6 protein-coding genes are annotated in these 7,164 nt (G+C 49.4%); 1 reads left to right on the top strand and 5 read right to left on the bottom strand.

All coding sequences use genetic code 11. The features are described from left to right. Positions 1–337 precede the first annotated feature (337 nt). The 5 genes from dapE to ACTHRY_RS02720 all read right to left on the bottom strand — a co-directional run bounded on the left by dapE (position 338) and on the right by ACTHRY_RS02720 (position 4,132). Positions 338–1,471, bottom strand: a complete 1,134-nt coding sequence (gene dapE / locus ACTHRY_RS02740; RefSeq protein WP_049323934.1) for a succinyl-diaminopimelate desuccinylase — start codon at positions 1,469–1,471, stop codon at positions 338–340. A gap of 112 nt (positions 1,472–1,583) precedes the next feature. Then, the gene (locus ACTHRY_RS02735) at positions 1,584–2,204 is read right to left on the bottom strand and encodes a glucose-6-phosphate 1-dehydrogenase family protein (protein WP_049323933.1); all 621 of its coding nucleotides are present in this window, start codon (positions 2,202–2,204) and stop codon (positions 1,584–1,586) included. 33 nt (positions 2,205–2,237) lie between these two features. After that, positions 2,238–2,747 (bottom strand): hemerythrin domain-containing protein, encoded by a 510-nt coding sequence (locus ACTHRY_RS02730; protein ID WP_049323932.1) that lies wholly within the window; start codon positions 2,745–2,747, stop codon positions 2,238–2,240. A 92-nt stretch (positions 2,748–2,839) separates the two neighbouring features. After that, entirely contained in the window at positions 2,840–3,418 is a 579-nt protein-coding gene (gene azu, locus ACTHRY_RS02725) for an azurin (RefSeq protein ID WP_036493110.1), read from the bottom strand. 291 nt (positions 3,419–3,709) lie between these two features. Next, positions 3,710–4,132 carry a DciA family protein gene (locus ACTHRY_RS02720; protein ID WP_049323943.1) on the bottom strand — a complete coding sequence of 141 codons (423 nt, stop codon included), beginning with the start codon at positions 4,130–4,132 and terminating at the stop codon, positions 3,710–3,712. Between the two features lie 154 nt (positions 4,133–4,286). Between ACTHRY_RS02720 and secA the strand changes: the two genes are divergently transcribed. After that, positions 4,287–7,040 (top strand): preprotein translocase subunit SecA, encoded by a 2,754-nt coding sequence (secA, locus tag ACTHRY_RS02715; protein WP_049323931.1) that lies wholly within the window; start codon positions 4,287–4,289, stop codon positions 7,038–7,040. Positions 7,041–7,164 lie beyond the last annotated feature (124 nt).

The following is a 7,164-nucleotide window of genomic DNA, read 5'->3' as shown; positions in this document are numbered from 1 at the left end:
AATCTCTTGCTTAATTTACAATTGGTTATCTGCATTTTCGTAGCCTAGCATAACTGCTAATCTACGTCAGCCCCAAAAATTATCGTACTTCATCATTATTTCTCCTTATCAACGAGTTGGTATCACAATATCACTTAAGAAAATTGAATGGAATGCCCTATCAATAAAAAGACTTAATAAAAATCTACCTTCCTGAAAATGTGTCCCCGTATCCATTGCCATTCTTATTATGATAAAGAATTGATTGAACCGTCGTAGGATGTTCCTTAAGGTATTGCCTCAATATATGCCGATTTTGGCGGAGTAATACCCTTTCTGTCGTTTTCAGACGGCCTTTTCACTTCAACAAGCGTTTCAACATACCTTCATACACTGCCGACAGCTTCGGAATATCTTCCAAACGTACGTTTTCGTTGATTTGGTGGATGGTCGCGTTGGACGGGCCTAATTCGATGAGTTCTTTGGCAATGGCTTTGATGAAACGCCCGTCCGAAGTACCGCCGGTAGTGGACAATTCGGCCTCAACGCCACAAATCTCAGCAATGGCTTCGCGTGCCACGTCGGTCAGTTTGCCCGCGTGGGTTAGGAAAGGTTGGCCTGAACAAGACCACTGCAAATCGTATTGCACACCGTGTTTGTCCAAAATGGCGTGGACGCGTTGTTTCAGTCCTTCTTCGGTGGACTCGGTAGAGAAACGGAAATTGAATTTGACGTTCAGCTCGCCCGGAATAACGTTGGTCGCGCCTGTACCACCGTTGATATTGGAAATTTGGAAACTGGTCGGCGGGAAGTATTCGTTGCCCTCGTCCCAAACTTCCTGCGTCAGCTCCAGCAAGGCCGGGGCAAAAGTATGCACGGGATTGATGGCCAAATGCGGATAGGCAATATGGCCTTGCTTGCCTTTGACGGTCAGATTGCCCGACAACGAACCACGCCGTCCGTTTTTCAACATATCGCCCAATTTATCCACGGCAGTCGGTTCGCCAACGATGCAGTAATCAATCAACTCGCCGCGCGCTTTCAACACATCGACGACTTTGGTCGTGCCGTCCAGCGCATCGCCCTCTTCGTCCGAAGTAATCAGGAGCGCAATGCTGCCTTGATGATCGGGATGTTCGGCAACGAAACGCTCACAGGCGGTAACGAAACAGGCAATGCTGGTTTTCATGTCCGCCGCACCACGGCCATACAGACGGCCTTCACGCTCGGTCGGTTCAAACGGTGGCGAATCCCATTTTTCAACAGGGCCTGTCGGCACGACGTCGGTATGTCCGGCAAAGCAGAACACCGGAGCCTGTGTACCGCGGCGCAACCAAACATTTTTGGTGTCGCCAAAATGAAGCTCTTCTACGGCAAAACCGATTTTTTGCAGGCGTTCGGCCAGCAGTTGTTGGCAATTTTGGTCATCCGGCGTAACGGACGGGCGGAAAATCAGCGCTTTGGCAAGCTCTAGGGATTGGGGTTCGGTCATATTTGTTCACTTTGAGAAACAGGCCGTCTGAAACGTTCTGAATATGATTTTCAGACGGACTTGAGTTTATTTGAAGATACTGAATGGGCAGTTTGTCTTTCTGCGTCCTGAGTTATTTTCCATGGCAAGCTTCATACAGCGGCAGTAAGTCTTCCACTGTTTCCACTATCCATTTCGCAACATCCTGCTTGCCCAAATCATCGCGTTCGATGTGTTTGCCGATGCAGAAGAAATCTTTATCGTCTCGAAGCTTTCTATCGCCGTCGCTTTGTTGGGCGACGGTGCGGTAGTCGTCATATTCGCTTTCCGCACCGTGCCACATATCGAATGAAGCGTATTTTTCGGTATCAAAATTATCCAGCCAGCGGTTGTAATCGGGCAACGCAATGGGGGAAATATCGGCTTTATAGCAGTGCCAATCCAAGCTGACGCTCAAACGGCGGCGGTTGAGCAAAATCGACAAAATTGCTGCGGAATTTTTATATTGTTCGTATTTGAAATAGGCAAAGAAATGGGCGCGAACCTGCCAGCCGTTACACCAGCGTTCGATATGCGGCGGCGCAAACGGCGCACCCAATTCGGTGGCAACCTGCTGGATCAGCTGCTGCCATACCTGCCAGTTTTCTTTATAGTCGGCTTTGATTTGCGGAATACTTTCAGGCTGGTATTTTTTAAGCTGGGAAAATTGGAAAAAGGGAATATTGAACAAATCGCAACTTTTTGGGGTCAGCATAATATATCCTTGAGACGATTGTTTCAGACGGCCTTATTTGCGGCGGCGTGCAGCCATAATTTCGCCGATTTCGGTCAGTTTTTCTTTGGGGATAAAGGTTTTGCCCATATCAAACAGCGGCTCTTCAATCGCCAGATGAACATCATATCCTGCGACAAAGCGTTTGAACGCTTCCGCATCGGGGACATAGGCGTTGTCTGCTTCGAGTTTGATGAATTCGGCGGATACTGCCGCCCAGTTGTTGTGCAGGCTGATATGTTGGCGCAAAAGCTCGTCAACGCTTTCTTGAGCTTGCGGCGCATATTGCAATAGAAGCGGGAAGAAATTTTCTTCTTCATCTTCATGGTGCAACGGCGCGGCAACATTAAAATACTGGGCAATCTGGCGGATGGTTTGCAAAACGATTTGATTGCAGCCGTTTTCGGCAATATAGTCCGACAACATGGCAACCTGGCTGCAGAAACGGCGCACTTTGCCATGACAGGCGTACAGCATTTCAATGGGTTCGGCAAAAGTAACGCTTTTGGTTTCAAACGGATTCATGGTTTTGAGGTTTTATTTTTAAATTAATGTTTCCAGATTATAACAAAACAGCCTGCGCAAGGCAGGCTGTCTGTTTTTAAGCTTAAAGCGGATTAGTCAACCAAAGTAACTTTACCGTTCATCAAAGCACCGTGACCTGGGAAGGTACAAGCGAATTTGTATTCGCCGCCGGCCAATTTAGCAGGATCCAGAGTCAAGGAAGATTCTTCGCCGCCGCCAACCAGTTTGGTGTGGGCAACAACGCGTGCGTCGTCAGGTTTAACGTAGTCAGTTGCAGCGGCACCGGCACCGTCTTTGAAAATACCGTCCATGTCTTCGGCTTTACCGATGACGATGTTGTGACCCATGCTTTCTTTAGGTTGGGTACCGGTGTGTTTCAAAGTGATGGTGAATTCTTTACAAGCTTTGCTTACTTGGATTTCTTTAGTGTTGAACTGCATAGCGTCGTTGGCTTCAACAGTAGTTGCGCAGTTGCCGGCAGCAGGAGCGGCGGCAGCATCGGCCGGAGCAGCTTCAGATGCAGGAGCGGCATCGGCAGGTGCAGTAGTTTCTGCAGGAGCAGCTTCAGAAGCAGCGGAAGCAGCAGGTGCTTCAGCAGGTTTTGCAGCTTCTTGAGAGCATGCAGCCAAGCCGATAACGGCAGCGGAAATCAGAGCCAGATAAGCTTTCATTGATGTATCTCCTAATGATGAGAGTCTTGTTAAGTTCTATTAATAGAACCCGCGCGAATATATTAACAAAGGCAAATGCCAAACTTAAACTTATTCACGCAGAGCGATAAGAAATTCAGGCGTTATTTTGCTACAAACTTCGCACGAAATCAAAGTTTCAGGCCAAGTTTACATCAGTTTACCTAAAAGAAAACAGTTACTGTTTAGGTCGTATTTCTTTAGTATTAGATGCTATCAGTCAAATGAAATAAGTTTTAACATTTATTAACCATAATCTCATTCGGCATGATTTTAGCGGCCGTGCTTGCGTACCAATTCTGCCAATGCCGCTGCCAATTCGGGATGCCTGCCTTCCAATTTGGCCGCAGCCGCATCGAAGCTGTCCAAAGCGGCCTCGCTCAATCGCAAGCTGTTGGTTTTCGGCTGGGACAGAGGTTTGGGGACCACCCTGACCGCCACTTCCCGTATTCCGTCGTGCAACGCTTGCAACTTGGGCAACATGGCAGGCAGGATCATTTTCAAACGCGAAGCAGCCATATTGTTGGCGGCCAGCAAAACCAATCTTCCATCTTCAACACAGGCCGTCTGAAAATGCGGATGCAGGTTGACCGGCAAAACCGTTTTGATTTTTGCATCCAATTTCCGCCATTGTTGCGATTGTTGCAACAAGCCCGCCAATAAGCGGTCGCGCTTGCCCAATTGTGCTAAATCCATATATTTCAGACGGCCTTTCAGTAAATTAACCAAACAATTACAATTGAAATACAGCAAAACCGCCTTTATTTCAAACAGCATTACCGCGTTATACAAGCGCTTGTGTTAAAATCCCAATTTCGCCCACTATTATATCAAGGCGCAGGAATTATTCATGCTGACAAACATTGCTAAGAAAATCTTCGGCAGCCGCAACGACCGCCTGCTGAAACAATATCGTAAATCCGTTTCTAAAATCAATGCACTCGAAGAACAGATGAAAGCGTTGAGCGACGCGGATTTACAGGCCAAAACCGCCGAGTTCAAACAACGCCTCGCTGACGGACAAACGCTAGATGATATTTTGGTTGAAGCCTTTGCCGTCTGCCGCGAGGCATCCCGCCGCGTATTGGGCATGCGCCACTTCGATGTACAGCTGATCGGCGGTATGGTCCTGCACCATGGCAAAATCGCCGAAATGCGTACCGGTGAAGGTAAAACTCTGGTGGCTACCCTTGCCGTTTACCTGAATGCATTGTCAGGAAAAGGCGTACACGTCGTTACCGTCAACGACTACCTTGCCTCCCGTGACGCAGGCATTATGGAGCCGTTGTACAATTTCTTAGGCTTGAGCGTCGGCGTGATCGTAGCCGATTTGCAACCTTTCGAACGCCAAACCGCTTACGGTGCCGACATTACTTACGGTACAAACAACGAATTCGGCTTCGACTACCTGCGCGACAATATGGTGACCGACCAATACGACAAAGTTCAGCGCGAATTGAACTTTGCCGTTGTCGACGAAGTGGACTCCATTTTGATCGACGAAGCGCGTACGCCGCTGATTATTTCCGGCCAGGCAGATGACAACATCCAGCTCTACCGCGTGATGGATGCCGTTCCGGCCCACCTTATCCGCCAAGAAACCGAAGAAGGCGAAGGCGATTACTGGGTAGATGAAAAAGCACACCAAGTTATTCTGAGCGAAGCCGGTCACGAACACGCCGAGCAAATCCTGACCCAAATGGGCTTATTACAGGAAAACGACTCGCTCTACTCTGCCGCCAATATTTCCCTGATGCACCACCTCATGGCGGCATTGCGTGCGCACACCCTGTTCCACAAAGACCAACACTACGTCATTCAAGACGGCGAAATCGTGATTGTGGACGAGTTCACAGGCCGTCTGATGGCCGGCCGCCGTTGGTCCGAAGGCTTGCACCAAGCCGTTGAAGCCAAAGAAGGCGTAGAAATCAAACGCGAAAACCAAACGCTTGCCTCCATTACCTTCCAAAACTACTTCCGCCTGTACAGCAAACTGTCCGGCATGACCGGTACGGCCGACACCGAAGCCTTCGAGTTCCAAAGCATTTACAACCTCGAAACCGTCATCATCCCGACCAACCGTCCGGTACAACGTAAAGACTTCAACGACCAAATCTTCCGCTCGGCCGAAGAAAAATTTGAAGCCGTTGTCAAAGACATCGCCGAATGTCACAAAAACGGCCAACCGGTTTTGGTCGGTACCACCAGCATCGAAAACTCCGAACTGGTTTCCCGTTTGTTACACGAAGCCGGTCTGCCGCATAACGTCCTCAACGCCAAAGAACACGAGCGCGAGGCATTGATTGTGGCCCAAGCCGGTAAAGTCGGCGCAATTACCGTTGCCACCAACATGGCCGGCCGCGGTACCGATATTGTCTTGGGCGGCAACCTCAAACATCAAATCGAAGCCATCCACGCCGATGAAACCCTGAGCGAACAGCAAAAACAAGCGCAAATTTCCGCCCTTGAAAGCGGTTGGCAAACCGAACACGACCAAGTTGTGGCCGCAGGCGGTTTGCACATTATCGGTACGGAACGCCACGAAAGCCGCCGTATCGACAACCAATTGCGCGGTCGTGCAGGCCGTCAGGGCGACCCCGGCTCCAGCCGTTTCTATCTGTCGTTTGAAGACCCATTGCTGCGCCTCTTCGCTCTCGACCGTGCCGCCGCCATCCTCAACCGTCTGGCACCCGAGCGCGGCGTTGCCATCGAACACGGCCTGCTGACCCGTCAAATCGAAGGCGCGCAACGTAAAGTCGAAGGTCGCAACTTCGATATGCGTAAACAGGTTTTGGAATACGATGACGTTGCCAACGACCAACGTAAAGTGATTTACCATCAACGCAACGAAATCCTGACGACTAAAGACGTCAGCGATTTGACTCGCGAAATCCGCGCCGACGTTATCAGCGACTTGGTTGATTACCACATTCCGCCTGACAGCATGGAAGAGCAATGGGACATTCCGGCACTTGAGCACCAACTTGCCGCTGATTTCCGCCTGCATGTCGATATTAAAGGCTGGTTGAAAGAAGACAGCACTTTGGACAACCAAGACATTAAAGAGCGCCTTATCAAACGCATCGAAGACGAATATGCTGAGAAAGTCGAATTGGTCGGCAAACAAGCCATGTCGGATTTCGAACGCAACGTTATGCTGCAAGTTATCGACAACCAATGGCGCGAACACCTCGCCGCCATGGACTACCTGCGCCAAGGCATCCATCTGCGCAGCTATGCTCAGAAAAATCCGAAACAAGAATACAAACGTGAAGCTTTCATCATGTTTGAAAACCTGTGGCGCAGCATCAAACAAAACATTGCCGCTTTGCTGACTGCTGTTCAAATCGAGCGCAACAGCGAATACGACCACACTGCTGCACAAAGCGTCAGCGATGTTCAAACCGTCCACTCCGATGCGCCTGATATGGAAGAATTACTCGGTCAATCGCAAACCGACTTGGTTACCGAAGCATTTGATCCTGACGGCACAGACTTCAGCCCTGAAGCACTTGCCCAAAACGGCCTGATTGTTCACCGCAACGATCCTTGCCCTTGCGGCAGCGGCCTGAAATACAAACAGTGCCACGGTAAATTGAACTAAGCAGTCATCTCAAAAGGCCGTCTGAACGGTGAAACGAGAATCTTTGATTTCGTTCTCACATCTGTTCAGACGGCCTGAGAATTATCCAAACAAGCAAAAAATTTCCAAACCCAATTTCAAAAGA

Source organism: Neisseria sp. P0004.S004 (genome assembly GCF_051963335.1).
Classification (GTDB): Bacteria; Pseudomonadota; Gammaproteobacteria; order Burkholderiales; family Neisseriaceae; genus Neisseria.
This window is presented reverse-complemented; position numbering and strand designations above follow the sequence as displayed.